Genomic DNA, 23,496 nt, shown 5'->3' with positions numbered 1-23,496 from the left:
ACGGCGCCCGGAGGGACAGCGTCCGTACGACGTGCGGTGCGGGCCCCGCGTACCTAGGGTCGAGATATGGGCGAGGGCGCCGCGCGAGGTTTTCGGCTCACGCAGGGTGACGCCCCCGATCGGTACGACCGCTACGTCGCGCCGGTCATGGGGCCCTTCGTCGAGGCCCTGCTGGACGTCGCCGGGCTGCGGCCCGGGCTCGCGCTGATCGACGTGGCCTGCGGCACCGGCTTCGTGGCGCGGGGCGCCGCCGTGCGGATGGCCGGCTGGGGCAGCCGCGTCGTCGGGGTCGACCTCGTGCCGGGGATGTTGCGGACCGCCGCGGCCCGCGCCGCCGACGACGGGGTCGTCGTCGAGTGGCAGGAGGCCGAGGCGGGCGATCTGCCGTACGCGGGCGGCGCGTTCGACGTCGCCCTGTGCCAGCAGGGGGTGCAGTTCTTCCCCGACCGGGGCGCCGCCGTCGCCGAGTTCGTACGGGTGCTGCGGCCGGGCGGACGGGTCGCCGTCACGGCGTGGGTCGAGGCGGCCCGCTCCCCGTTCTTCGCCGCGCAGCAGCAGGCGTACGAGGAGGTCGGCGGGGTGGAGCTGGGCGAGTGGTGCGGGTCCGCCTTCGGCTGTTCCGCCGACGAGCTGACCGGGCTCTTCGGGGCGTACGGGCTGCGCGACGTGGCCGCGCGCGAGGTCGTCGCGGAGGTCCGGCTGCCCGCGCTGACGGCGTACGTGCCAGGGTGCCTCGCCGCGACGCCCTGGGGGCAGGCCCTCGCCGAGACCCGGCCGGACGCCCTGGCCCGCGCCGGGGAGCTCGTCCGCGGGCTGCTCGCGCCGTACGCGACCGCCGACGGCTCCGTCACCCTGCCGTTCGTTTCCAGCCTCGTCACGGGGGTGCGCGCCGACACCGCGGCAGCCCGCGACTGAGCCCGGTCCGAACCCCGTCTGAACCCTGCGTACCCGCTCTGAGCAGGATTTTTGCTGCAGGCTTGTATACCCCCGGGGGTAATTTGGTACGGTCCACATATACCCCGGGGGGTAAACAGTCAGGGAAAGGATCAGGGCAGTGTTCTTCATCGACACCGTTGAGGTGCCGGGTCTCGGCAACCGCAGCTATCTCGCCGGCGGCACCCGTACCGCCGTCGTCGTCGACCCGCCCCGGGACATCGACCACGTCCTGGAGGCCGCCGCCCGGCGCTCCGTACGCATCACGCACGTCGTCGAGACCCACGTCCACAACGACTACGTGACCGGCGGCCTCGAACTCGCCCGCGTCACCGGCGCTGCCTACCTGGTGCCGGCCGGCGCCCGCGTCGCGTACGAGCGGACGCCCGTCGCCGACGGGGACCGCACCGACATCGACGCGGACCTCGTGCTGCGCGCCGTCGCCACCCCGGGGCACACCCCGCACCACACCGCGTACGTGCTGGAGGAGGCGGGCGCGCCCGTCGCCGCTTTCACCGGCGGCTCGCTGCTCATCGGCACCGTCGGGCGGCCCGACCTCGTCGAGCCCCGCCTCACCGAAGGGCTCGCGCGGGCGCAGCACGCCTCCGCGCACCGGCTCGCCGACGAGCTGCCCGACGAGACTGCCGTACTGCCCACGCACGGCTTCGGCAGCTTCTGCTCCTCCGCCCAGAACGGCGCGGTCGGCGGCGGCAGCACCATCGGCGCGGAGCGCACCGGCAACGAAGCGCTGGTCAAGGACGTGGACACATTCGTCGACGAGCTGCTGGCCGGGCTCGACGACATCCCCGCGTACTACACGCACATGGGGCCGCTGAACGCCCGCGGGCCGCTCCCCGTCGACCTGGCCCCGCCCGCGATCGCCGACGCCGACGAGATTGCGGCGCGGCTCGCGGAGGGCGAGTGGGTCGTCGACCTGCGCAATCGGGTCGCGTTCGCCGCGGGGCACGTCGCGGGCGCGGTGAACTTCGAGGCGGACGGGCAGCTCGCCACGTACCTGGCGTGGCTGGTGCCGTGGGGCAAGCCGATCACGCTGCTCGCCGAGTCGCCGGAGCAGCTCGCGGATGCCCAGCGGGAGCTGGTGCGGGTCGGGATTGACCGGCCGGCCGCGGGGGCGACGGGCGCGGTGGAGAGCTGGCTGCGGGACGGCGAACAGCCGCGGTCCTTCCGGCGGGCGACCTTCGCGGAGCTGGCGGATTCGCCAAAGGACGGGGTCGTCGTGGTGGACGTGCGGCGGGACTCCGAGCGCGCCGCGCAGGGGTGGCTCACCGGCTCCGTCCACGTACCCGTGCACCACCTGCGGTCGCGGCTCGGGGAGATACCCGACGGCGTGGTGTGGGTGCACTGCGCGGGCGGGATGCGAGCGGCGATCGCCGCGTCCCTGCTGGACGCCGCGGGTCGGGAGGTCGTCGCCGTCGACGACGGCTTCCCGGCGGCTCGGGCGGCGGGGTTGCCGTTCACCGACGGCGCCAGTGCCGGTGACGGCGGCACGACCGCAGACGACGCCACCGCATGACCGCGCTCGTACTCGCGCTGCTCGCCGGGGCCGTCGTCGGGCTCGCGCTCGGCGGCCTCGGGGGCGGCGGCAGCGTCCTCGCCGTCCCCGCGCTGATCTATCTGCTCGGCTTCAGCCCGGCCGCGGCCACCACCGCGAGCCTGGTCATCGTCGCCGTCACCTCCGTGACCGCGCTCGTCGCGCACGCCCGAGAGGGCAACGTGCGCTGGCGCACCGGCGGCCTCTTCGCGGCGGCGGGCCTCGTGCCCGCGGCGCTCGGCGGCGCGCTCGCCGGGCGGCTGCCGGAGGCCGTGCTGACCGGGGCGTTCGCCGTGATCGCCGCCGTGGTGGCGGTCCGGATGCTGCGGCCGGCGAAGGCCGACGACGGTGCGGCGGAAGCGGGCGCGGAAGCGGGCGCCGAAGAGGTACGGCCCGGGCGGCCCGGTGCCGCGGCCGGCGCGGGCGCCGGGCTCGGCGCGGTCACCGGCGTCCTGGGCGTGGGCGGGGGCTTCCTCGTCGTACCGACCCTCACCGGCACGCTCGGGCTGCGCATGCGCGCCGCCGTCGGCACCAGCCTGCTGGTGATCAGCGTGAACGCGCTCGCCGCGCTCGCCACCCGCTCCGGGACGGCCGAAGGGCTGGACTGGGGGCTGATCGCGCCGTTCGCGGGCGCGGCGGTGCTGGGGGCGTGGGACGGCAAGCGGCTCGCCGGGAAGGTGCCCGCCGAGACCCTGCGGAAGGTGTTCGCGTGGGGGCTGGCGGCGGTGGCGGCCGTGATGCTCGTGGACGCGGTGTGGTGGGGCGCGTGGTGAGCGGCGCGCCGGGCGCCCGCGACGTGCGCGGGGATACGAGAAGGGGGCGTCGTACGACGTACGGCACCCGACACTTCAGGCCGGGCCGGCACCCCGGCGCGTCACGCCAGCGGGCGCGTCACGCCAGCGACAGGAACAGCTTCTCCAGCCGCGCCCGCATCTTCTCCGGGTCCTCCTCGCGCTTCGCACCCGACTCGATGTCGGTCATGCACTGCTGGAGCCCGGTGGCGATGATGGCGAACCCCGCCCGGTCGAGGGCGCGCGACGCCGCGGCGAGCTGGGTCACGACGTCCTCGCAGTCGCGCCCCTCCTCGATCATGCGGATGACTCCGGAGATCTGCCCCTGCGCACGGCGCAGGCGGTTCAGCACGGCCTTCAGTTCGGCCGCGGCCATGTCCAGCTCCACGAACGACCCTCCTCGACGGATCCCCGGAGACCTCTGGCGAGACCTCCGGTGAGACCTCTGGCTGTGTCCAGATACCCCTGGGGGTAATTTACCCCCATTTGGCGCCCGACCGCGAACACCGAGGTCGGTGCCGTGCGACAACGGAAAGGAATGAAGAAGAGATGACCACGAACACGAACACGAACACGAACGCCGACGCCGGCATAGGCGCGCGTCTCGACGTCGACGGGGCGCACGCCCGGCTGTCCGAGCTGGCCGTCGTCGACGTCCGTACGCCCGGTGAGTACGCCTCCGGGCACCTGCCCGGCGCCGTCAACGTCCCCCTCGACCAGCTCCGCCGGGCCCTGCCCGAGCTGACCGGGGCCGCCGGGCGGCGACCGCTGCTGATGGTGTGCGCTTCGGGCGCGCGCTCGGAGCGGGCGTGCGCCGCGCTGGCCCGCCACGGGGTGCGGGCCGCGACGCTCGTCGGCGGCACGTCGGCGTGGGCGGACCGCGGGCTGGCGCTGGAGCACCCCGAGTCCGGCGCCGATGCCGAAGCCGGCACCGTCTGCGCGGTGCCCCGCCGCGCCTGGGCCATGGAGCGCCAGGTCCGGCTGGCCGCCGGCACGCTCGTGCTGACCGGCGTGGGGCTCGGCGCCCTGGTGCACCCCGCCTGGCTGCTGCTCGCGGGGGGCGTCGCCGGCGGGCTGGTGTTCTCCGCGCTCACCAACACCTGCGGGATGGCCGCGGTGCTGGCGAAGCTGCCGCACAACCGGCCGGCGCCCGCGGACCTCACGGCGGCGCTGGAGCGCCTGCGGGCGCTGTGAGCGGTGCGCGGTTACGCCGCCGCACGCGCGCGCGTCCGCGCAACGGAGGGGCCGGGCCCGGGTCGTACGCGCACCCCGGCGCCCGGCCCCTCCGTACCTCCGCCCCTCCGTACATCTGCCGTACTTCCGCCGCGCGTCCGCCGTACCGCCGACTCCGCTCAGCGCAGCCGCGCCGCCACCCCGTCCAGCACGCACGCCAGCCCCTCGTCGAACGACGAGCCCCGCACGCTCGTCGCGTTCGTGTCCGTCACCGCCTCGTACCGCCGCTTCAGCCGGGGGAACGGCTCCGCCGCCGCCAGCGCCGCCGGCACCACCTGGTCGGCCCACTCCTGCTCGGTCCGTCCGCTGCGCGCGAGCGTCGTGACGAACGCCGCCTCGGTGAGCGCGGTTCCGACGACGTAGGCGATGACCGCGCTCATCAGGACGTCCGCCTCGTTCGGGTCGTCGAACCCCGCGGCCTCGAAGACGCCGAGCGCCCGGTCCGAGAAGCGCATCATGTGGGGCCCGAGGGACGACATGCCGAGTTCGCCGAGCACGGACGCCATCCACGGGTGCCGCAGGACCGCGGCCCGCAGGCTGTGCGCGAGGTGCTCGACCGCGGGGCGCCAGTCGTCGGGGCCGGTCGCCTCCGGGACCTCGACCTCGCCGTACACCTCGTCCACGACGAGCTCGATCAGCTCCTCCTTGTTCGTGACGTGCGAGTACATCGAGGTGGCGCCGACCTGGAGGTGGGTGCCGAGCTTCCGCATGCTCAGGGCCTCGACCCCGTCGCGGTCGAGCAGGGCGAGGGCGCCCGCCACGATCTGGTCCCGGCTGAGCGTGGGCTGCTCCCGCTTGCGCCGCTGCGGGCGGGTCCACACCGAGGGGAACCCCTCGCCCTGCTCGCCGCCCGCCGTCTTCGACGCGTCTGACGTGTTGGACCGCTCGTCGACCGCCATCTGCGCGGCTCCCTTCGTCCCTGATCGTTTCGTCGCTGATCGTCCCGGCATGTGATCTTTCCGGCTCTCCCGGGCAGCGTAGCGCACCTTCCGCACACCGTACGTTCCGATCGAACGACGTACAGCTGTTGCGAACAGTGTGCGGTGGCCGTACAGTGTTCGACGAAGCGCACGCCGTACGGCGCAGCGGGCGACGGATGACGGAAGCGCCGTACGACTCACGAAGGAGCCGGCTCATGCAGCAGGAACAGCTCGGACAGCAGCAGGGGCGCCATCCGCGGCGCTGGCTCATCCTGATCGTGCTCTGCCTGAGCACGCTCGTCCTGGTGATCGACAACATGGTGCTGACGGTCGCGGTGCCGCCGATCACCGACGACCTCGGCGCCAGCGCCCAGGACATCCAGTGGATCATCGAGTCGTACATCCTGGTCTTCGCCGGACTGCTGCTGACGGCCGGCAGCCTCTCCGACCGCTACGGGCGGCGGAAGGTGATGGTGATCGGGCTGGCCCTCTTCGGACTCGCCTCGCTCCTCGCGACCTGGGCCGGCAGCCCGGAGCAACTGATCCTCGCCCGGGTGCTGATGGGCGTGGGAGGCGCGCTGGTGATGCCGAGCACGCTCTCCATCCTGATCACGGTCTTCGACGAGGACGAGCGGCCCAAGGCGATCGCGGCCTGGAGCACGGTGGCGATGGTCGGTCTCGTCGGCGGTCCGGTCCTCGGCGGTGCGCTGATCGCCGAGTTCTGGTGGGGCGCGGTCTTCCTGATCAACGTGCCGATCGCGGTGCTGGCGATCGTCGCCGCGCTGGTGCTGATGCCGGAGTCCAAGGGGCCGTGGCGCAAGCCCGACTACGTCGGTGCGGTGCTGTCGGTGGCCGGCATGACCGCGCTCGTGTGGACCATCATCGAGCTGCCGAAGACCGGGCTGGCCGACCCGGTCACGCTGACCGCCGCCGTCACGGCCGTCGTCGGGCTGGTCGGCTTCGGGGTCTGGGAGGCGCGCACGGACACGCCGATGGTCCCGATCGGGCTCTTCCGGAACAAGGTGTTCACCGGCGCCAGCTTCTCGCTCGTCCTGTTGACCTTCGCCAACGGCGGTCTGATGCTGGTGCTCACCCAGTACCTCCAGTACGTCCTCGGCTACTCCCCGACCGAGACCGGTCTTGCCTTCGCGCCGATGGCCGTCGCCGTGATCGCCTTCAACGCCGTCGGGGCCGCGCTGATCGCCAAGACGGGCAACCGCGTCGTGGCGGTGGTCGGACTCCTCGTCATCGCCGCCGGCTTCGGCACCCTCGCCACGCTCTCCACGGGCGACGGCTGGGGACTGCTCTCCGTGGCCATGGTGCTGATGGGCGCCGGCAGCGGGCTGGCGATGCCCGCCGCGATCGCCGCGCTGATGGGGGCGGTGCCGGAGGAGCACGCCGGGGTCGGCTCCGCGCTCAACGACACCATCCAGCAGGCGGGCGCCGCGCTCGGCGTCGCGGTCCTCGGCGCGGTGCTGTCGAGCACGTACACCCGTGAGATGCCCGAGGGCGCCGCGGACGCGGCAAGGGAGTCCGTCTCCGCGGCGCTCCAGGACGCGACGCTGGTGGAGACCGCGCGGGACGCCTTCACCCAGGCGATGTCGTACAGCTTCCTGGCGGGCGGTGCGGGCGTGGTGGCCGCGGCGGTGCTGGCGGCGCTGCTGCTGAAGGGGCGCAGCGGCGGCGCGGCGGAGGCGACGACGCAGGAGGACCGGGTCGAGGAGGTGCCCGCGGGGCGCTGAGGACGCGTACGGAATGCGGCGGTGGGGCTGCCCGAGGAGATCGGGCGGCCCCACCGCCGTTCTGCGCGTGACCGGCGTGACCGGCGTGACCGGCGTGACCGGCATGACGGTCGTGGCCTCAGCTCAGGTCAGGTTCTTCTCCAACACCGCGATGTAGTTGGTGATGAAGTGGTCCCGCACTCCGTCGCTCGCCGGTGCGAACGCGTCCGCCGTCAGCCCCCGCGCCCGGTCCGCAAGGCCCGGCAGCAGCGGCATCGCGGTGTGCAGCTTCCCCTTCGCGTCGAAGTAGCGCAGCGCCTCGACGTGCGTGTACGCCGGCTCCGGCGGCAGCTGCGGCACGATGTCGTTGTTGTTCACGAAACGGTAGAAGCGGTCCTTGAAGCCCTGGTTGGCCGCCAACGCCAGGATCCGGTCGCACGTCCGCGGCTGCCCGAAGGTGTACACCCCGTCCGCACGCAGCTTCGGCTTCTCCAGGAACAGCTGACAGCTCGCGAGCATCGCCAGCGCGCCGCCCAGGCTGTGCCCGGTGAACCACACCGTCTGCTCGCCGTCCCGGAACTCCGCGATGGCGTCCCTGACCTCCGGGTACACCGAGTCCAGCGCCGCGCCGAAGCCGTAGTGCACGTAGCCGGTCATCGCCGGCCCCGGCCAGGGCGGGGTGTTGGCGTCCGAGAGCCAGTCCCGGATCTGCGTGGGCTCCGTCCCGCGGAACGCCGTGACGATCATCCGATCGCTGGCCAGCGTGTACGCCTGGGTGTCCTCCAGCGCGAACGGCGGCTCGAACAGCGACTCGTGGTGGCGCACGCGGTCGAAGCCCCACTCCTGCGCCTGCCTGCGGACCTCGTCCGGGGTCTCGTACGCCAACTTCGCGGCCCGCGCCATCCAATAGGCGTGCGGAAGGCTGTAGCCGGTGGCTCGGTGATCCATCGTGGACGGTACGGGCACGAACGGGTTCCCTTCTTCTTCGGTCTTCTTCCGGTCTTCTTCCGGCGCCGACTCCTCGTCCGTGGACGCCTGGTCACGCGTATCCGTCACTCGTACCGACGTCGACCGGTGAACGACCGCCGACACGGCGGGGCCGCGCCGTCGTCACCCGGCCGCGCCCCGCGCACCGTTCGACCGGCCCACCGCACCGCCGGGCTCCGAACACCCGCTCGGTAGAGTCCTCCCATGGGGAACGGGGAGGACGTGACGACCGGATCGGGGCCCACATCGGGGCTCGGACCGGTGCCCGCACCAGGGCCGGGGCCAGGATCGGGGCCCGCACCGGCATCAGGATCAGGACCTGGATCAGGACCTGGATCAGGGCCAGGAGCCGGAGCCGGAGCCGTACCTTCCTGGCAAGCCCCCAGCCACATCGAGCGCGAGCTGTACGAGGCGAAGACGCGCGGCGATTGGCCCGCCTACTTCGACGTACTGGGCCGCAACTGGCTGTACGCGGCCGAGTCCCGCGCCTTCGTCGACGCCAACCCCGACCGCATGAAGCTGCTGCCGCACTTCTCGCCCCAGGTCGGCGCCCAGTGCCTCGCCCTCGTCACCGAGGGCATGTTGCCGGTGCCGACCCAGGACCCCGTCTACACCTCCGGCTCCCTCGGCTGGTTCGCCCGGGAGTGGAAGCCGCAGGACCCGCCCTGGATCGTGATCAACCCCGGCTCCCCGTGCGAGGCGTACTTCCCCACCACCCCCGCCCACCGCGCCCAGTGGCTGCGGCACGCCCTGCCGTCCGAGGACGGCTTCGGGCTCAACGGCCGGCTGCGCGCCCTGCACGTCGGCGGCCCGCTGCACGGCCCGGTGGCGCACGGACTGGCCTGCGGGGCACTGCTGTTCGTCGGCAACGGCGAGTTCTGGAACGCCGTCGGCTACCACGGCGGCGGCTACCTGCGCGAACGCAACCGACTGCGGGAGTGGTGGGGCATCGACACCCGTACGGACTGGCAGCGGGCCCTGGAACGCCTGCTGCGCGCCGAGATGGTCAGCCCCGTCTGGGAGTTCGCGCTCCAACTCCGCCGCTCCCTCGCCCTGGACTTCGCCGGCGCCGTCGAGGTCGACCACTGGCGCGCCGTCGCCGAACGCGTCATCCGCGCCAACGCCGCCCGCGCCGCCGAGCCGCGCATCACGCCCGAGGGCGTCGCCCCCGGCGAGGTGCGCCCCGAGTCCGAGGTGGCCGCGCAGGTCGCCGGGGTGCAGCGGCTCATCGGCCGGATCGCCCGCTACGAGGCCCGGTTCCGCGCCGACGGGCTGCTGCCGGAGGGCGGCTTCATCCGCTCCGTCGAGGCGTGGGACTACGGCCGGGCCTCCTGCATGGCCCGCTGGGGGCTGGGCGCCCGCTACTGCACCGTGGCGGAGACGGAGGACGGCCTGCTGCGCGCGGGCCGCGCCTGCCGCACCAACTACCGCTCCTGGGAGGAGCTGTCGGCGGCGTACGTACTGGGGCGCTGCCTCCACTTCGACGAGGAGGAGTTCGGCGAGTGGTACGAGAACGCGCTCGCCTCCCACCGCACCCTGACCACGGACCCGGCGAGCCCCTGGCTCAACATCCCCTGGAAGTGACCGCAGCGGCCGGTCACGGCTGTTCGGCCCGTACCCGCCCGGTCCGCACCGCGTCCACCAGCGCCCGGTGGTCCCGCTCGTTCTGGTCGGCGTACCGCTCGGCAAAGGTGACCAGCGCGGTGTCGAAGACGTCGGCGCCGCCGAGGTACGTGGCGATCGCGATCCGGTCGCCGGAGCGGGCGTGCGCCCGGGCCAGCGTCGCGCCGCAGAGCTCCGCGAAGAGGCGCATGCCGCGGGGGACCATCGCCTGCGGGACGACGATGCCCTTCCAGTCGTGCAACTGCCTTACGTAGAAGTCGCGCTGCGGCACGTCGATGTCCTGGATCCGCTCCCAGCCCAGGAACACGTCCCCCACGGCCTGCATCAACCGCTGTCCCGCCACCACCCGTTGTCCCTGGTTGTCGTACGCGCTCTCGCCGGCGAAGGCGGCGAGCACCGAGCGGTCGGCCTCCTTGGCCTGGAGGATCAGCGGATCGGCGTCGTCCCGGCCGAGCAGCAGCAGGATCCAGCAGCGGGTGCCGACGCTGCCGACGCCCACCACCTTGCGGGCGATGTCGACGACCCGGTACTGCGCGAGCAGGTGCCGGCGCTCCATGGGCAGCGAGCGGGCGTACCGCTCGACCAGGTCGTGGATCTCCTGGACCAGCCGGTCCAGCTCCGCACCCTGCATGAGTTCGTCCACGGGCACGACGAGCGGCGGATCGGCGACGAACCGGCGCCCGTCGTCACGCATCTCGGTGAGCTTGTGGAACGCCTGGATGCTGTCGCGGGTCCGCGCCTTCGCCATCGCGTCGGCCAGCTGCATCCGCCCGCGCTGGTCCAACCGCTCGTCGGCGAGCGCCTGGACCTGCTCCATGTCGCCGTGGTCGTACCAGACCTCCAGGTGCCCCATCCCGGCGTACGCCCTGATCCGCTGCCGGTACGTGCGCACCGCCGCGCGCACGACGCCGGCCCGCTCCTTCTTCGAGTAGCCGTTCTCCCGGCCGGCGATCACCAGGCTGGTGGCGAGCCGCTTCACGTCCCACTCCCACGGCCCCGGCAGCGTCTCGTCGAAGTCGTTGATGTCGAAGACCAGCCGGCGCTCGGGGGAGCCGAGCAGCCGGAAGTTCATCATGTGGGCGTCCCCGCAGAGCTGCGCGGTGAGCCCGGTGCTGGGCGTGGCCGCGGCCAGGTCACCGGCCATGATCGCTGCGGCGCCGCGGTAGAAGCGGAACGGGGACTCGACCATCCGCCCGTACCGGATGGGCACCAGCTCCGGCACGCGCGTCGCGGACTGCTCCTCGACGACGTCCACGGGGTCGCGCCGCTGCGCGTCCGGCGCGTACTCGGCGTGCTGCGACCGCGGCACGCCCTTCCGCGCGGCCCGCCCCCGCTCCCCCCGCTCCCGCGGCGACAACGCACCGCGCCGCCCGCGCCGCAACAGCCCCCCGTAGGCCAGCTGCTCCTTCGCGGCCTTCTTCACCGGCTTCTTCGCCGACTTCTCCGCTGGCTTCGACTTCGTCGTCCGCTGCTTGGCTGCCATGCCCGCTGCACCTCCGACCGGAAGCCGCACCACGGCGCCAAGGGCCCGTGGCACTGGCCCCACCTGCCATTATTCTCCGCCCGGCGGCGCGCGCACCCCGGCGGAACCGTGCTGAGGGACATCATGTTGTGCAACTGCGAAGTCTTGGATCGAAGAAAGAGGCAACAGGAAACATCCGCGAGCCCGGGACGTCACCTGTCAGTTGCATGCCAAAATTTCCATGGGGAACCGGGCTTTGCTCCCCGGTTTCCGATCTGGGCTTTGCTTTGGAGAAGGAGGACGTGCGTGGAGGTCCCGTTAGGCTTCGGCGCGGAACTCCGCCGGCTGCGGCAGGAAGCCGGCATCACGCTGCAGGAACTGGTCACTGCCATGAACTACAGCAGAGGACACCTGAGCAAGATCGAGAAAGGACGGAGGGCCCCCTCGACGGCGCTGGCCCGTCGCTGTGACGCCCACTTTGCGGCACGGGGAACTCTGAGCAGCATCGCAGAGGCCCCGGATGGCGGCGAGGGGCGCGGCGTGGCGGCATCGACGACGGCGCTTCGCGACGTGATCGCCACCGGCACGGCTCCAATCATCGGGATCGCTGTTGGTGACGTTACTGAGGAGTACGGCCGCGACGGTGACACGGCTGTACCGGTCCTCAAGACGTTCCAGGACCGGTTCCGCTTGATGCGGGCATTGGGCCAGATCACACCTCCCCAGGAGTTGTTACCGCTCTCGCGGGCACAGGCGTCCACGATCACGGCGCTGGCCGCCAGATCCAACGGGAAGACCCGGACCGACCTGCTGGTCATGGCGGCGCGGTTCGCCGAGTACACGGGTTGGGTGGCCCAGGAAGCCGGTGACGAGGCGGCTGCCTTGCAGTGGACGGCGGACGCCGTGGAACTCGCCGACGCGGGAGGCGATCGGCACTTGGCCGGCTACGCGTTGGTACGCCGTGCGCTGGTCACCTTCTACAACGGCGTGGCGCGCGAGACGGTCGCCCTGGCACAGCAGGCCCAGCGGGGCTCCCTGCCCCGTCGGATCCGCGGGCTGGCCGCACAGCAAGAGGCGCAAGGGCACGCACTTGCGGGGCTGGAAAGGCCCTGCGTGCGGGCGCTTGAGCGGGCACGCGAACTTCTCTCCTCCGACGCCGGGGCAGCCGAGGACTCCGGAACGCCCGTTCTGGGAACCACTCACCTTCTCGACCCCATCTCGATGGTCACCGGCTGGTGCCTCTACGACCTTGGATGCCCGGCGAGGGCGGCGGAGGTCCTGGACCGCGAATGCCGGTGCATCGCCCTTGAGGCCACACGCACCCGGATGCGCTACGGAGTGCGTAGGACGCTGGCCCACGCAGCGTTAGGCGAGATCGAGCACGCCTGCGGGCCGGCGCGCGAGCTGCTGCTCTTCATTGACACCGTGCCGTCCGCAAGGGTCCGGGCCGACGTGCGCCAACTCGACCGCGAGCTCTCCCGCTTCCGTTCTCAGCGAGCCGTTCGCGAGTTGCAGCCGTCGCTGGCGCATGCACTTGGAGGCAGCTAACTGCTGCGTGCTCCGACACGCCCCCGCGGTCAGCGTGCCCTTGGCCGTCGCACTGAGCACGCGCCATCCACCACTTTCTGGTGTCACGAATCGACAGGAGGAGATGTCGGCATGCCCTTGATCTTCGTGAACTACCGAACGGGCGACGAGGAAGCCACCGCGACGCTCGTCGAGCGGGAACTTTCTCGCAGGTTCGGTGATGAGAACGTGTTTCGCGCCAGCAAGTCGATCTCGCCGGGTAGCCGCTACCCCCAAGAGCTGGTCGCGGCGGCGCGCAGTTGCCGCGTGCTGCTCGCCGTCATCGGACCTCGGTGGACAGAAGCGACGGGCGCCGGACAGAGGCCGTCGGACAGCGCCGAGGACTGGAGCCGGCGGGAGATCCTGGAAGCGTTTGAGTATGGCGCGATCGTCATCCCCGTCCTCGTGGGGCGTACGACCCGGCTCCGACCGGAGGAACTGCCGCCGGTCCTAGCCGAACTGGCCGACTGCCAGTACCGACGGCTCGACCACCGCAACGCCGAAGCCGACCTCGCGCGGCTCGCCGACGACCTGGAGGAGCTGGTTCCCGAACTGGCCGAGGCGGCGGCACGCCAGGGCCACGAGGGCAGGGCGTCACTCATCGCGGAAGAGGAGGACGGCGGCGGAGCCGCACGGGTACGGGCCCGGGTGATCAAGCACCGGCAGCGCGGCGGCATCGGCAACCTCAACGGAGACTTCTCCGGCACCTTCGTCAGCGAGCCCCAAGGTCCGGTCCACACGGGCAGCGGACACCTCTACCAAGTGGGTGAACTGCATCTGGAGCCGCGTTGCTGGGGCGACGGTGCGGATGCCAACTACGACGCCGGCATGACGCCATGGAAGCCGGGCCGAGGTGAACATCCGCAGGGACGGTCCAAGTGACGGGGCCCGGGGACACGACGGTCAGTGCATCCCAAGGCCCAGTCCACACGGGCAGCGGAGACCAGTACAACTACGTGTGGAGGCTCGGTAACGAAGGTCTGATCAGGTCAGGGATCACCAGGATCCGGATCGGACGGCAACACCGACGCCGGCTGAAACAGTGCTTCGTCCATCCCCGTCACTACGGTCAGGCCGCCGAGCGCCTTGAGCCGCCCGGCTCCGTCGTCCTCCTGGGCGGCGCCGCGGGCAGCGGGCGGCGCGCCGCGGCCACCATGCTCCTGGACCGGGCAGCGGTGGCGGGGAGCCGCTTCGAGGAACTTCCGCTGACCTGGGAGGAGGACTCACTCGAAGCCGCCGCGAACGACTGCTACCTGCTGGACCTGTCGAGCGTGACCGACGCCGACTATCCCAAGGCGCAGCGCGCCCTGGCGCAGTACCGGTCGGTCGTCGAGCAGTGCGGTGCGCGCATGGTGGCCGTGCTCCCGGCGGGGCTGGACTGGATGCTGGATTCGGACCTCTCCGCGCTGCGGGTGGGCTTGGGCCGACCCGACGGGCGGGCCGTGTTTAGGAGGCACCTGCTGGTCAAACGGGTGGCCTTCGGCGACGACGACCTGAAGACCGCCATCCTCACCCGCATGTTCGCCGGATCTCCCATGGAGGAGCTGGAGCGCCTGGCCGATCTCGTCGCCCAGGCCCGGGACAGCCATGCGTACGGCGACGACTTCCCGGCCTGGATCGAGGTGGCGACGGCCGCCGTCACCAACTGGTCGGACCAGGTGGCGAAGCAGCTGAGGGACCACCGCGACGGTACGGACCGGGCCCTGCTGCTGACCGCTGCCATGGTCAGCGGCGCAGCGGGCGAGGCGGTGCTGAGCGGCGCCAACAGCCTGTTGGAGCTCTTGCAGCACGAGCCGGACGACACTCCGAGGCTCTCCCAGGCCGACCTGGGCGAGCAGTTCGAGCGGTTGGACATCGACCGTGGGGACGACGGACGGGTGGGGTTCACCCGTCTCGCGTACGACGGCGCGGTCCGACGGCACTTCTGGCAGAACTTTCCCGACCTCCGCCCCGCCTTCCGCGACTGGGCGGGCCAGTGCATGGAGTTGCCCGAGCTCAGGGGCGATGACCGGATGCAGTTGGTGGCCCGGTTCGCAGAGTTGGCGCTCGCCACTGGACGGCCCGATGACCTCTGCTCCCTCGTGGAGAGGTGGACCCGTCCGTCGGCTGCGGGCCGGCTGCGCGCCGAGGCGGCTGCTGCGTTGGAGCTGGGCCTCAGCCACGACCGGTACGGGGCCCTCATCCGTTCCCGGATGTACGACTGGGCGGCGGTCCGACGCCCGGCGCCGGACCTCGTGCGGGTCCTGACGGACGTGTGCCACCAGGTGATGGCGGCGACCCACCCCGACCAGGCGTTGGTCAGGCTCCGTCATCTCGCCCTGCGCCACCCGGGCGCGGAGGGGGCGGCGGCCCGCGCCGCGTTGCTGGACCTGGCCCGGGGGAGCGGCAAGCTGTTCCGGCGGCTCGTCGACGCACTGCTCGGGCTCGGTCCCCGGCACGAGGCGGCGCTGAACCTCCTGCTGGACCTCCTGGAGCCGGCCGCGCTGCGGGTCCTACCGCCGTGGCAGGCGGTCACGTTCGCCTGGCGGGCCGTCATGTCCGAGAGGCCGGCGCCGATGTGGACGCCGCTGGTCTGGCGCTGGCTGACGGCGTTGGCCCGCTCCCCCGAGCGGGACCGGATGCTGGGCGTCCTCGTCGTCGCGGCCTGCGGCGACGACGTGTTGCTGAACGACCTGTACGTGGCGGCGTGCCAGTGGTCGGCGGCGGTGCCGAGGACGCCCGACCAGTACGGCACGGCCGAAGAACTCTGCCACAAGATCGACCTGTTGCAGGGCATCGACGGCGCCGGAACGACCCCAGGAACGCGGCCCACGAGGGAGGAATCATGAGTTCCCGCACCACGACCCGACTGATCCTGACGACGGTCGCCGTCGTCGTAGACCTCGCCCTAGGGGCTTCGTACGGCTGGCCGGTCTGGGGATGGATGTTGTTGCCGACCCTGGTGGCGGGGGTGCTCCTGCTCACCATGTACTGGCCGGGCGACGCTGCGGCACACCACGCTGATCCCGTGCCTTCGGGACCCGACGAACCCGAGCCACCGGTGGAGGCACCGTATTTCACGAATCTGCTGACGGGCGTGCCCGTGCCCAGCGCCGTCGAGGACTATCCGTTCCTGTTCTCCGCCACGGTCTGGTGGCGTACGACCGCGGAATGCACCCCCGTTGCCCACGGCAACCCGGCCAGTCTGGCCGTCAGTTTGCTGCTCCGGCGGGTGCAGAACGCCACGGTGGCCGAGCACCCGAGCCGTAGCGGCTTCCTTGAGCGGTGGCTGGAGGGCACCTTGGGCGCTCCCACGACGGATGGCTCCGGGCTCGTCACCGCCTTCGCCACGGACGTACGGCTGACGCTGCGGCCGGCGGACCGGGAACGCCTCGACGAGCTCGACGGATTGCGGAAGTCCGTCAGCGTGTGGGAGGGCCGCCGACGGTTGGAGCGCGACCGGCGCGAGTACCTGGGTGAGGACGTGCTGCGTACGCCGGGGAGCGCGGTGGTCTGGTGGCTGGCCCGGCACGACGACGAGGTCGAGCGCGCGGTGGAGATGATCGGCCCGTTGGCGTGTCTGTCCGCGGCGGCCAACGACCAAGAGGTGCCGGAAGCCTTCCGCCACCTGTGCGTTCCGGCAGGGGCCGCGGTCGAGGAGGAGCCGGCGGGCGGGTACGGGCATCCGGAGCCGCTGGACGGGAGCGAGGCGGCGGGGGAGCCGCGGGACCCGGTGCGCGGGGAGCGCGCGTGGGCGCCGGGCGAGCGGGTCTCCGCGCTCCTGGACGACATGGGACTGTCCTACGGGTCGCCGGCCCGCACCGCGTTCGTCCATCGCATGGCGCGCATGTCGGAGCGGGAGGGGCGCCCGGACGTGGCGGCCAGCATCCGGCAAACGCTCCTCGACGACCGGGACGACCCCGGCGACACCGGCGACAACGGCGACACCGGCGCCGCGGACACCGCCGATGCAGCCGATGCAGGCGGCCCGCGCGCTCAGGAACCGTCGCCGTTCGGCGAAGGACCCTTCGGACCTACGGGGCACGTTCCGCGACCGCCGGAGCCGGGGCGCGTTCCGCAGCGGGGTGCGCCCGAGCAGCCGGAAGACGGGTGGTGGGCGACCCCGGGCCGGTGGACGGGGCCCGATGCCGACACGCCCCCTGGCCCTGAGCACCCCGACCGCACCGAGCACCCCGACGGAGCCGACCGCACCGAGCGCACCGACCGCGATGACGCGAGCCGTCCTGACGCCGACGTCTGAACAGGACCCGCGGTGGTGCGCGACGCCTCCCGTTCACCGCAGCGGGCCCATTCACCCGCCGGCCGCCGGCTCCCTCGGCTTGCCGTGGAAGACCTGCTTCTCGTGCCACTCGCGGTGCTCGGCGGCGATCCGTGGGTTACCCGGTTGCGGGCCCAGGAGGGGGCGGGTGGAGAGGGCGAGGACGTGGGTGCGGGCGGCTTCGCTGTGGGAGACGAAGGACTGGGAGACCATGACGCGGTGGGCGGGCGTGACGCCGAGGACGCCCTTGTCGAAGAGCTTGTGGTGCAGGGAGCACAGGCACAGCGCGTTGTCGACCGCGTCCGGGCCGTCCAGGGCCCACCAGCGGACGTGGGCGGCCTCCAGCCCGACCGGGACCGTACCGATGCGGCCGTCGTAGCCGCAGAAGGCGCACTGGTACTCGTACGCGGTGAGCACCAGCTCGCGCAGTTGGCGGTCGCGGCTGCGGCGGCGGGCCGAGACGGTCGCGGTCTCCGCGAGTTCCAGTTCCAGGCCGACGGCTTCGCAGAGTTCGCCGTGCAGGGACGGCGGGAAGTGCAGGTCGAGCAGGACGCGGGCGATCCGGCCCAGCAAGGAGGCGTCCCGGCGCAGGGCGCGTTGCAGGTCGGGGGCGAGGCGGCCGACGGCGTTCGTCGTGCGCAGTTGCGTCACGCCGCTGCCGGGGCTGCCGGGGCCCCGGTCCGTGCTGACCTCCCACACGCCGTCGCTGGCCAGGTGGTGGAAGGGGTAGTTGGGGGACTTCCTGTTGCGCGGCGCGTACTCCCCCAGCAGGCGCTTGAGGTCGTCCTCGACCGCGCTGTACGCGAGCGCGGCATCAGGGTCCGCCTGGAAGCGGCCCAGGGCGTACAGGAACAGCAGGGGCTTGTGGGGCGCCCGCATGCCGTTCTGGGTCCATTGTCGTAGTTTGCCCGCCTGTTCCACCCAGTCCATGGCCATGGGGAGTGATCGTACGATCCGACACCGTCAGCGTTCTCTCGTCTCCGGCAGCAGCAGCACGCACACCAGCGACACCAGCGCCATCAGGCTCACGTACCAGCCGACCGCCCACGAACCGAGTTGGTCCTGGAGGCGGGTGGAGACCAGCGGGGCCACGGCGCCGCCGAGGACCCCGCCGAGGCTGTAGGCCGAGCCGGCGCCGGAGTAGCGCAGGTGGGCGGGGAAGAGCTCCGGCAGGAAGGCGCCCATCGGGCCGTAGACGATGCCCGAGATGAACAGCGTGCCGCCGATGCCGAGCACGATCATCGCGAAGTGGCCGGTGTCCAGCAGGGGGAAGAGCAGCGGGCCCCACAGCACCGCGGCGGCCGTGCCGACCAGCACCATGCGGCGTCGGCCCAGCCGGTCGGAGCGGGTGGCCGCGTACCAGGTGGCGACGGCGAGGAGGACCGCCGCGACCATCTCGGCCAGCAGCATGTTGGTGCGGCTGATGCCGAGGGTCTTCGTGCCGTACGCGAGGCAGTAGGTCGCGGCTGTGTAGAACAGGCCGTACGCCACCACCATCCCGCCCGCGCCCAGCAGCAGTTCCCGCGGGTGGTGGCGCACCACGTCGACGAAGGGGTTGCGGCTGGTGCGCCGGTCCGCGACGACACGGCGGAAGGCCGGTGTCTCGCTGATCCGCAGCCGTACGAACAGCCCCACCGCCACCAGCGCCAGCGACAGCAGGAACGGCACCCGCCACGCCCACCCCTCGAAGGCCGAGTCGCTCAAAGCGCTGGTCAGGAGGAGGAAGACGCCCGTGGCGGCGAAGAAGCCGAGTGCCGGGCCGAGTTGTGGGAACGCGGCGAACCGGCCGCGCCGGTCGGCGGGGGCGTGCTCCACCGCCAGCAGGGCCGCGCCGCCCCACTCGCCGCCCAGCCCGATCCCCTGGAGGAAGCGCAGCGTCACCAGCAGCGCCGGCGCCCAGGCGCCCCAGGTGTCGTACGTCGGCAGCAGGCCGATCGCCGCCGTGGACAGGCCCATCAGCAGCAGCGACGCCACGAGCATCGACTTGCGGCCGAGCCGGTCGCCGAAGTGTCCGAAGAGGACCGAGCCCACGGGGCGGGCGATGAAGGCGACGGCGTACGTGGAGAAGGAGGCGAGCACGCCGTTGACGGGGGAGAGGTGTGGGAAGAACGCGTCGTCGAGGACGAGTGCGGCGGCGGTGCCGTAGATGTAGAAGTCGTAGAACTCGATCGCCGTGCCGACGAAGCTCGCCGTGGCGACGCGCCGCCGCATCTCGGGCGAAGGGGTCGGGTCGGACGCGTTCTCGGTGGACGTGTTCTCGTCGGACCCGTTCTGGCAGGACGTGTTCTCGTCGGACCCGTTCTCGCTGGGCGCTTTCTGCTCGGACTCGTCCCGTCTGGACTCTTCCTGTCTGAACGGCATGCGATCCCCCTGGCGGTGTCAGTGTCGGGGCAGCGGCTTCGGTGCGATGCGATGCGATGCGATGCGGTGCGGTGCGGTGCGCCGTGGCGGGTAGGTACTGCCCCGGGTCGCGCCGAAATCAACCGGCGCGGCCGGCGGGCGTACGACTTGCGCCAACCTCGCCCGACATTGGCCGAAGAACCCCCGCCGGGGCGCCCGCGACGCGGGCCGCTCCCTTGTGCGTCTGGACCTGGCCGCCGTTTCCCTGCGGGAGCGTTGGTCTCTGCGGCCCGGTGGTGGGCTTGTCGCGCAGTTCCCCGCCTAAAAGCCTGTTCTCCGGCCCGCAGAGAAATGACGGGGGCAGCGAAACAGGTGGCGCTGGGGCCCCCGTGCCCGCAGGGCACAGGTGGGGGTCCCCCACGCCCTTTAGGCGTAGGGGAGGAACTGCGCGAGCAACACACCACCGGGGCGCGGGCGCCATCGTCGCGGACTCGCCACGGCGCTGTCGCGCCAACCGCGCAGAGGGAAGGCCGGAGAGGAGGGCCGTGGTGGCGGTCAGTGGGCGTGGGGGACGCCCGTCGTGTCGGGGCGGCCCCGGGGGACCAGGGCGACGGACACCAGCGCGCTGATGCCCGCGACGACGGCCAGCAGCGCGTACGCGTCCGTGAAGCCGGCCGTCGCACCGGCACTCGCACCGGCGCTCGCACCCGCGCCGATGCCCGCCGCTGCCACCGTGGAGACCACCGCGACGCCCACCGAAGCGCCCACCTCGTGGAAGGTGTTGACGACTCCGGACGCCAACCCGGCCTCCTCGTGCGCGACCATCGCGAGCGCCGTGGTCGTCGCCGTCACGAACACCGCGCCGACGCCCAGCGACGCCACGACCAGCCCGGGTACGAAGACGCCGGACACGGAGGAGTCCTCGGAGAGCAGCGCCAGCGGCACCGCGCCCGCCGTCGCGACGGCCGTGCCGCCCACCGCGCACGCGCGGCTGCCGATCCGGCCGACCAGCCGGGAGCCCAGGTGCGCGCCCAGGCCGACGCCGACCGCGACCGGGAGGAAGACGAGCCCGGTCTTCAGGGGGCCGAAGCCGCGCACGTGCTGGAGGTACGTCGAGCCGAGGAAGAAGAAGGAGATCAGCAGCGCGGTGGCGACCAGCATCAGGAACGAGCCGGCGACCACCGGGCGGCGGGTGAGCATCCGCAGGTCCATCAGCGGTGCGCGGGAGGCGCGTTCGACCGCCGCGAAGGCCGCGTACAGCGCCGCCGAGCCGACGAGGGCGAGCAGGGTGACGGCGTCGCTCCAGCCGTCGTCGCCGGCGCGTACCAGCCCGTAGATCAGCGAACCGGTCGCGGCGGTGACGAGGAGCGCGCCGGGCACGTCCAGCCGGGCGGCGGCGCCGGCGGTGTTGTTCACCGCGGGGTCCTTCGGCCCGACGGCCGGGACCAGCGCCGGTATGGCGGCGAGGACCGCGAGGCCGACGGGCACGTTCACGTAGAAGACCCACTGCCAGCCCGGCCCCTCCGTCAGCGCGCCGCCGATCAGCACGCCGAACGCCGAGCCGGTGCCGCCGATCGCCGCCCACACGCCGAGCGCCCGGTTGCGCTCCGGGCCGTGGAAGGAGGTGGTGACGACCGCGAGCGCGGCGGGGGAGAGCAGCGCCGCTCCGACGCCCTGCGCGAGCCGGCCGCCGATCAGCAGCTCCGCGCTCTGCGCGAGCCCGGTGACCAGGGACGCGGCGGTGAAGACGGCGAGGCCGGCGAGGAGGACTCGACGGGTGCCCAGGGCGTCGGCGAGCCGGCCGCCGAGCAGCATCAGACCGCCGAAGGCGAGGGTGTACGCGGTGACGACCCAGGTCAGGGCGGCGCGGCCGAGGTCGAGTTCGGCGGCCAGGTCGGGGAGCGCGACGTTCACCACCGTCACGTCCAGGACCAGCATGAACTGCGCCAGGCAGATGACGGCGAGCGCGGCCCAGCGGCGGGGTGGCGGCGGCGGGTGGTGCGCGGCGCGGTCGTGCGGGTGCGCGTCGGTTGCGGACATGGCTGCTCCTTGGGGGGCGGCGAACGGGGAAGAGGGCGCCTGCGGACGGTCAGGGGCGCTGAAACTGAACCGTACCGTTCAGTTCATATGAACTCAACCGTACAGTTCAGATCGATGGGTGCGGATGGGTACGATCGAGGGCGTGGACACCGTGGACGCCAACCGCCCCAGCGAGCCGCACGAGCCGCGTGAGTCGTATGAGCAGCACGAGCCGCGTGAGTCGTATGAGCAGCACGAGCAGCACGAGCAGCACGAGCAGCACGAGCAGCACGAGCAGCGCGGGCCCCGCGGCCCTCGCGCCGAGCGCAAGCGGCAGGCCATCGTCACCGCCGCCCGCACCCTCTTCCTCCGCGACGGCTTCGGCGTCGGCATGGACGCCATCGCCGCCGAGGCGGGCGTCTCAAAGGTGACGGTCTACAACCACTTCGGCAGCAAGGAAGCGCTGTTCACCGCGGTCGTCGCGGGCGCGGTCGACAAACCGGTGACGGACGCCGGAGCCGGAGTCGGCGCCGGAGCTGCCGGCGGGTCGGCGGGCGTCCCCGCCGCCGCGGTCGCCCGCCTCGACGGCCTGGTCGAAGCGGACGACCTGCGCGCCGCCTTCGTCGAGACCGCCCGCGCCTGGGTCCGCGCCGTACGCGAGGACCACGAACTCGCCGCCCTGCGCACCCTCGTCGCCGCCGAACTGCACCGCTTCCCCGACCTGGCCCGCGCCTGGCGCGAAGGCAGCCCCACCAGCCACCACCCGGAGGTCGCCCGGGCGCTGTCGGCCCTCGCGGAGCGCGGGCGGCTGGTCGTCCCCGACCTGGAGGTGGCCACGATCCAGCTCCACGCGCTGCTGGTCCATCCGCACCTGGTCTTCGGGCACTACGGCGCGACCATCGACGACGAACTGACGGAGCGGCTGATCGTCAGCGGTGTGGACATGTTCCTGGACCACTACGCGCCGCGCTGATCCCGTGGCCCGCGGCCTGGAGCCCCGCCTGGAACCGGGTGCGGGCGCCCAGCGCGTTCATGATCCGCCGCATCCGGCGCTCCACCGTGCGCTGCGCGACGCCGAGGCGGCGGGCGATGGCCCGGTCCGTCAGACCCGCCGCGGACAGCGTCAGCAGCTGCTGGTCGGCGGCGGACAGCGGCCCTTGTGCCCCCTCGTCGCCCGACGGTACGGAGCGCTGCCACAGCAACTCGTACAGCGTCAGCAGCCCGTCGAGCAGCGCCGAGGTGCGCAGCAGCAGGGCGTTCTCGGCCGCGTCCCGGCCCTGCCCTGATCCCCGGCCCTGCCCTGATCCCCGGCCCTGCCCTGATCCCCGGCCCTGCCCTGATCCCCGGCCCTGTTCCTGCGCCGGGCCGCGCACCAGCGCGGTGCGGCGGTCCGCGACCACCAGCGCGAGCGGTGCCGGTTCGACGAGCGACCGGCCGTCCACCCCGGGGTGCGCCGGCGCCGGTCCGGGGTCGTAAAGGGCCCTGAACCGTACGCCCGGGTACGCCCCCGGCGCCGGGGCGGCCACCCCCAGGGTCAGCACCTCCTCGCGCGCCACCGACTGGAGGCGCTGGGCCATCCGGTCCAGGGATTCGCCGTCGCCGCCGAGCCGTTGCAGCGCGGGGCCCGCATCCGGGCCGGCCGCACGGAACGCGTCGGTGAGCGCGACCGCGGCGAGCCTGGCCCGGGCGATCTCCTCCTCGCGCTGGCGCGCGAGCGCGTCGAGCACCACGTCCGGCGGGGCGGGGGTGAAGCGCGCCGGGCGGCAGGCCGTCCGCAGCAGCATGCCGCGCCGCTCCAACTCACGGGTGCGACGGCGGACTCGGGCGGCGTTCCAGCCGGTGGCGGTGGCGAGTTCGGCGACGGTCGCCCGGGGGTGCGTCAGCAGGGCGCGGTACAGGAACTCCTCGTCGGGCGGTACGCCGAGCGCAGTGAGCCCACCCGGGCGCTGCGCCCCCGCCCCCGGACTCGTGCCCGTGGCCGCGTCCGCCCCCGTACCCGCGTCCGTGCCCGTCGTGCCGCTCATGTCGTGCCGCCCATGACGCCTCCCGGCGAAACCCGGTCGAGCCCGGTCAGGAGTACGCAAGGAAAGG

Annotated in this window: 19 protein-coding genes; 11 read left to right on the top strand and 8 right to left on the bottom strand. The window is 72.7% G+C overall.

All coding sequences use genetic code 11. The annotated features are described in order from the left end of the window. The first annotated feature begins 66 nt into the window (after window positions 1–66). The 3 genes from ABZ842_RS12790 (at window position 67) to ABZ842_RS12780 (ending at window position 3,258) form a co-directional block, all read left to right on the top strand. Window positions 67–915 (top strand): class I SAM-dependent methyltransferase, encoded by an 849-nt coding sequence (locus ABZ842_RS12790; RefSeq protein ID WP_361536125.1) that lies wholly within the window; start codon window positions 67–69, stop codon window positions 913–915. A gap of 139 nt (window positions 916–1,054) precedes the next feature. Further along, a complete protein-coding gene (locus tag ABZ842_RS12785; RefSeq protein ID WP_361536123.1) occupies window positions 1,055–2,467 on the top strand; it encodes an MBL fold metallo-hydrolase in 1,413 nt (470 codons plus the stop codon). After that, on the top strand, window positions 2,464–3,258 hold the full coding sequence (locus ABZ842_RS12780; protein WP_361536121.1) for a sulfite exporter TauE/SafE family protein: 795 nt from the start codon (window positions 2,464–2,466) through the stop codon (window positions 3,256–3,258). The genes ABZ842_RS12785 and ABZ842_RS12780 overlap by 4 nt, the downstream gene beginning before the upstream one ends. A gap of 118 nt (window positions 3,259–3,376) precedes the next feature. Here the strand turns inward: ABZ842_RS12780 and ABZ842_RS12775 are convergent, their stop codons facing one another. Next, complete coding sequence (locus tag ABZ842_RS12775; RefSeq protein ID WP_361536119.1) at window positions 3,377–3,664, bottom strand: metal-sensitive transcriptional regulator; 288 nt, start codon at window positions 3,662–3,664, stop codon at window positions 3,377–3,379. Between the two features lie 161 nt (window positions 3,665–3,825). On the opposite strand from ABZ842_RS12775, the gene ABZ842_RS12770 reads away from it, so the two are divergent. Beyond that, complete coding sequence (locus ABZ842_RS12770; RefSeq protein ID WP_361536117.1) at window positions 3,826–4,470, top strand: rhodanese-like domain-containing protein; 645 nt, start codon at window positions 3,826–3,828, stop codon at window positions 4,468–4,470. Between the two features lie 158 nt (window positions 4,471–4,628). On the opposite strand, the gene ABZ842_RS12765 is transcribed toward ABZ842_RS12770, so the two are convergent. Further along, entirely contained in the window at window positions 4,629–5,408 is a 780-nt protein-coding gene (locus ABZ842_RS12765) for a TetR/AcrR family transcriptional regulator C-terminal domain-containing protein (RefSeq protein ID WP_361536115.1), read from the bottom strand. A gap of 236 nt (window positions 5,409–5,644) precedes the next feature. Between ABZ842_RS12765 and ABZ842_RS12760 the strand changes: the two genes are divergently transcribed. Next, window positions 5,645–7,171, top strand: coding sequence for an MFS transporter (locus ABZ842_RS12760; protein WP_361536113.1), 1,527 nt, complete (start codon window positions 5,645–5,647; stop codon window positions 7,169–7,171). A gap of 123 nt (window positions 7,172–7,294) precedes the next feature. On the opposite strand, the gene ABZ842_RS12755 is transcribed toward ABZ842_RS12760, so the two are convergent. Continuing rightward, window positions 7,295–8,098, bottom strand: coding sequence for a lipase family protein (locus tag ABZ842_RS12755; protein WP_361536398.1), 804 nt, complete (start codon window positions 8,096–8,098; stop codon window positions 7,295–7,297). Window positions 8,099–8,341: 243 nt separating this feature from the next. Here ABZ842_RS12755 and ABZ842_RS12750 point away from each other — a divergent pair, with 243 nt between their 5' ends. Further along, window positions 8,342–9,721 carry a DUF1266 domain-containing protein gene (locus tag ABZ842_RS12750; RefSeq protein ID WP_361536111.1) on the top strand — a complete coding sequence of 460 codons (1,380 nt, stop codon included), beginning with the start codon at window positions 8,342–8,344 and terminating at the stop codon, window positions 9,719–9,721. A 13-nt stretch (window positions 9,722–9,734) separates the two neighbouring features. Here the strand turns inward: ABZ842_RS12750 and ABZ842_RS12745 are convergent, their stop codons facing one another. Next, window positions 9,735–11,243 carry a DUF2252 domain-containing protein gene (locus ABZ842_RS12745; RefSeq protein WP_361536109.1) on the bottom strand — a complete coding sequence of 503 codons (1,509 nt, stop codon included), beginning with the start codon at window positions 11,241–11,243 and terminating at the stop codon, window positions 9,735–9,737. A gap of 285 nt (window positions 11,244–11,528) precedes the next feature. On the opposite strand from ABZ842_RS12745, the gene ABZ842_RS12740 reads away from it, so the two are divergent. The 4 genes from ABZ842_RS12740 (at window position 11,529) to ABZ842_RS12725 (ending at window position 17,028) form a co-directional block, all read left to right on the top strand. Beyond that, window positions 11,529–12,770 (top strand): helix-turn-helix transcriptional regulator, encoded by a 1,242-nt coding sequence (locus ABZ842_RS12740; RefSeq protein WP_361536107.1) that lies wholly within the window; start codon window positions 11,529–11,531, stop codon window positions 12,768–12,770. Between the two features lie 111 nt (window positions 12,771–12,881). Next, window positions 12,882–13,670 carry a toll/interleukin-1 receptor domain-containing protein gene (locus ABZ842_RS12735; RefSeq protein ID WP_361536105.1) on the top strand — a complete coding sequence of 263 codons (789 nt, stop codon included), beginning with the start codon at window positions 12,882–12,884 and terminating at the stop codon, window positions 13,668–13,670. Window positions 13,671–13,744: 74 nt separating this feature from the next. Further along, entirely contained in the window at window positions 13,745–15,616 is a 1,872-nt protein-coding gene (locus ABZ842_RS12730; RefSeq protein ID WP_361536103.1) for a hypothetical protein, read from the top strand. Next, window positions 15,613–17,028, top strand: coding sequence for a hypothetical protein (locus tag ABZ842_RS12725; RefSeq protein ID WP_361536101.1), 1,416 nt, complete (start codon window positions 15,613–15,615; stop codon window positions 17,026–17,028). The genes ABZ842_RS12730 and ABZ842_RS12725 overlap by 4 nt, the downstream gene beginning before the upstream one ends. 51 nt (window positions 17,029–17,079) lie before the next feature. Here the strand turns inward: ABZ842_RS12725 and ABZ842_RS12720 are convergent, their stop codons facing one another. From ABZ842_RS12720 to ABZ842_RS12710, 3 genes are all read right to left on the bottom strand, one after another. Beyond that, on the bottom strand, window positions 17,080–17,976 hold the full coding sequence (locus tag ABZ842_RS12720; protein ID WP_361536396.1) for a phosphorothioated DNA-binding restriction endonuclease: 897 nt from the start codon (window positions 17,974–17,976) through the stop codon (window positions 17,080–17,082). Between the two features lie 33 nt (window positions 17,977–18,009). Continuing rightward, on the bottom strand, window positions 18,010–19,257 hold the full coding sequence (locus tag ABZ842_RS12715) for an MFS transporter (RefSeq protein ID WP_361536394.1): 1,248 nt from the start codon (window positions 19,255–19,257) through the stop codon (window positions 18,010–18,012). Between the two features lie 684 nt (window positions 19,258–19,941). Further along, window positions 19,942–21,426 carry an MFS transporter gene (locus ABZ842_RS12710; RefSeq protein ID WP_361536099.1) on the bottom strand — a complete coding sequence of 495 codons (1,485 nt, stop codon included), beginning with the start codon at window positions 21,424–21,426 and terminating at the stop codon, window positions 19,942–19,944. 142 nt (window positions 21,427–21,568) lie between these two features. Here ABZ842_RS12710 and ABZ842_RS12705 point away from each other — a divergent pair, with 142 nt between their 5' ends. Further along, window positions 21,569–22,378, top strand: coding sequence for a TetR/AcrR family transcriptional regulator (locus ABZ842_RS12705; RefSeq protein WP_361536097.1), 810 nt, complete (start codon window positions 21,569–21,571; stop codon window positions 22,376–22,378). Here the strand turns inward: ABZ842_RS12705 and ABZ842_RS12700 are convergent. Next, window positions 22,335–23,429 carry a helix-turn-helix transcriptional regulator gene (locus tag ABZ842_RS12700; RefSeq protein WP_361536095.1) on the bottom strand — a complete coding sequence of 365 codons (1,095 nt, stop codon included), beginning with the start codon at window positions 23,427–23,429 and terminating at the stop codon, window positions 22,335–22,337. The genes ABZ842_RS12705 and ABZ842_RS12700 overlap by 44 nt on opposite strands. Window positions 23,430–23,496: the final 67 nt, after the last annotated feature.

This window comes from Streptomyces sp. NPDC047315 (genome assembly GCF_040643215.1).
GTDB lineage: Bacteria > Actinomycetota > Actinomycetes > Streptomycetales > Streptomycetaceae > Streptomyces.
Note: the sequence above shows the minus strand (reverse complement) of the source record. Positions and strands in the feature narration are given on the sequence as shown.

Coding starts and splice junctions, on each gene's coding strand:
- ABZ842_RS12790 (WP_361536125.1), top strand. CDS start 67: ATGGGCGAGGGCGCCGCGCGAGGTTTTCGGCTCACGCAGGGTGACGCC.
- ABZ842_RS12780 (WP_361536121.1), top strand. CDS start 2,464: ATGACCGCGCTCGTACTCGCGCTGCTCGCCGGGGCCGTCGTCGGGCTC.
- ABZ842_RS12770 (WP_361536117.1), top strand. CDS start 3,826: ATGACCACGAACACGAACACGAACACGAACGCCGACGCCGGCATAGGC.
- ABZ842_RS12765 (WP_361536115.1), bottom strand. CDS start 5,408: ATGGCGGTCGACGAGCGGTCCAACACGTCAGACGCGTCGAAGACGGCG.
- ABZ842_RS12760 (WP_361536113.1), top strand. CDS start 5,645: ATGCAGCAGGAACAGCTCGGACAGCAGCAGGGGCGCCATCCGCGGCGC.
- ABZ842_RS12755 (WP_361536398.1), bottom strand. CDS start 8,098: ATGGATCACCGAGCCACCGGCTACAGCCTTCCGCACGCCTATTGGATG.
- ABZ842_RS12750 (WP_361536111.1), top strand. CDS start 8,342: ATGGGGAACGGGGAGGACGTGACGACCGGATCGGGGCCCACATCGGGG.
- ABZ842_RS12745 (WP_361536109.1), bottom strand. CDS start 11,243: ATGGCAGCCAAGCAGCGGACGACGAAGTCGAAGCCAGCGGAGAAGTCG.
- ABZ842_RS12735 (WP_361536105.1), top strand. CDS start 12,882: ATGCCCTTGATCTTCGTGAACTACCGAACGGGCGACGAGGAAGCCACC.
- ABZ842_RS12725 (WP_361536101.1), top strand. CDS start 15,613: ATGAGTTCCCGCACCACGACCCGACTGATCCTGACGACGGTCGCCGTC.
- ABZ842_RS12720 (WP_361536396.1), bottom strand. CDS start 17,976: ATGGACTGGGTGGAACAGGCGGGCAAACTACGACAATGGACCCAGAAC.
- ABZ842_RS12715 (WP_361536394.1), bottom strand. CDS start 19,257: ATGCGGCGGCGCGTCGCCACGGCGAGCTTCGTCGGCACGGCGATCGAG.
- ABZ842_RS12710 (WP_361536099.1), bottom strand. CDS start 21,426: ATGTCCGCAACCGACGCGCACCCGCACGACCGCGCCGCGCACCACCCG.
- ABZ842_RS12700 (WP_361536095.1), bottom strand. CDS start 23,429: ATGAGCGGCACGACGGGCACGGACGCGGGTACGGGGGCGGACGCGGCC.